The sequence below is a fragment of the Sphingomonas sp. NFX23 genome (genome assembly GCF_049887795.1).
Taxonomy (GTDB): Bacteria; Pseudomonadota; Alphaproteobacteria; order Sphingomonadales; family Sphingomonadaceae; genus Sphingomonas.
The window spans coordinates 1-1,919 of record NZ_JAGEKH010000016.1; the positions used below are offsets into that span (position 1 = coordinate 1).

Sequence of the window (1,919 nt, forward strand, 5' to 3'; positions counted from 1 at the left end):
CCGCCTCCGGCGCTGAACACCGGAGAGAACCTCGCCATCGTTGTAACGCCTGGTCGTACCGTCAGTCATATGCCTCACTCTTATCTAAGAGCGGGGCCCTGTCAGGTCATTTAGGGGGCCACCTCACCGATGCAGGCGGTTCCTGACGAGGGCAAGCCCCACCTTGCGGGGAACGTCGAGACGGGACGGTCGGGCGGCGGTGAGAGCGGCGGTGGTGCCTTTAAAGACAAAGGCCAAGTTGAAGGTGACCCCGGCAATACCGGTTTTATGGCCCATGGTGGGCAGTCGAATATCGATTACAGCGGACCGATCGACGACGACGACAAGCCGGCTAACCCCAATGCTACTACCGGCAGCTAAGTGCTGCCGCAGTATCTCCTTGTTGGTAGAGCGCAGGTGATTTGAACGCTGGTTGACGCGCTGGCTGCGGATGGAACGCATAGTTGAGTAGATAGTCTTGGGAATAGGGCTAGGCGTAGCCATTAAGCCGCGCCGTCTATGGTAATCGACATGGCGCCAACCGTAAGGTTCGTTGCCGTACCTCTTGCTGCATATCGGTGTAATAACGTAACAGGTTACACGATTTGATGTGACGCGTAAATTGCTTGGCGACCCTATCGACGTCAAAGAATGGTGCCAGGTTGCCAGAGTTTGGACGATCTAAAGTGGGTTTAAGCCCCTTCAGTGGTTTCCCATAAACCAAATTGCGACCCTTCGGCTTAGCACGGAGGCGCCAACCCCGAGAATGAAGATCGCAAGGGACACACCCCAGATAATAACAACGCTGACAATCAGGGTATGCACAAAATAGCCTCAGTAAAGCGTTCTAACTGGCGAATGAAACGCATTTCTACGACGGTAGGTTTATACCAAAGCAGCTGTCATTTTTACAATCGGTGGCGTACAAGTAGGGCGAGGTGTGCAACAGACGGTGCTGGCGCACGATGCGATAATGGTCGGTCACGTTCTGGCTGTCCGATCCGTCATCTCGAAGCTCGCTTTTTCAGACCGTCACGAGTGGCAATCGTTCGCGGTAGTTAAGCCATCTGCCAGCATCCTCAAGATTTGCCATACGCTTTGCCTTGGCCGCCTTCGACTTATGGGATCGCCTAGATGCGTTTAGCGGTTTCACGGAACCGACGTCGAAATACCGACGCCATGTACACCAAAGGCGAGGCCTGCATAGCGAACGCCGCAAGCGTCGCCTCGATGCCCTTAACCTCAGTCTTCGTCCCGAACAGCAGACGTTTTGACGCGAGAGTGTGTTCGGATGCCAGCCGCTACACAGGACGCGCAGGCGGTCGCCGGCTCTAATGCTATTTTCCCCATCCCATGCATCTTAACTGGACAGGATTGCGTACCTAACGGTCCGCGTTGTGATTGCGTTAACAGCGAATCCACTGCGAGGCTCGTAAGACGAGCTATCGAGGTGGCCATCCTATCCGTTTTTCTCAGCAGTTTTCCGGATAGGCTGGCCACTGCTGGTCACTTGCTAGGCGTTTCGAGCGCTCCCATAATCGGCTCGCTAGGGTCGTCCTCCGGCCTTGGCCGGCCCGCCTCACGTTGCACACGGCGTTTGAGGCGGGTCGTTATCAGTGAACCTCACGGCCGCTTCGGCGTTTGTGTGCAGCCAGGTGCCCGGAAAGTGACTGGCCGGCTCGCCTCGCGACCTCCCGGACGTTTGAGGCGGGCCGTTAGGTTTCGCAGGCGACCTGTTCCGCCACCGCAATCGGTATAAATCTGTGTAAACAAGGCTGCCGCTATTTGGGCGGTAGATAAGTGTACGCCGACAGCACGTGAGGTGGCCCCCTAAATGACCTGACAGGGCCCCGCTCTTAGATAAGAGTGAGGCATATGACTGACGGTACGACCAGGCGTTACAACGATGGCGAGGTTCTCTCCGGTGTTCAGCGCCGGAG

General features: G+C 56.4%; 1 protein-coding gene. It reads right to left on the reverse strand.

What is annotated here, in order from left to right; translation table 11 throughout:
- Positions 1-123: 123 nt before the first annotated feature.
- Complete coding sequence (locus J4O76_RS23315; RefSeq protein ID WP_426284547.1) at positions 124-441, reverse strand: hypothetical protein; 318 nt, start codon at positions 439-441, stop codon at positions 124-126.
- Between the last annotated feature and the right edge of the window lie 1,478 nt (positions 442-1,919).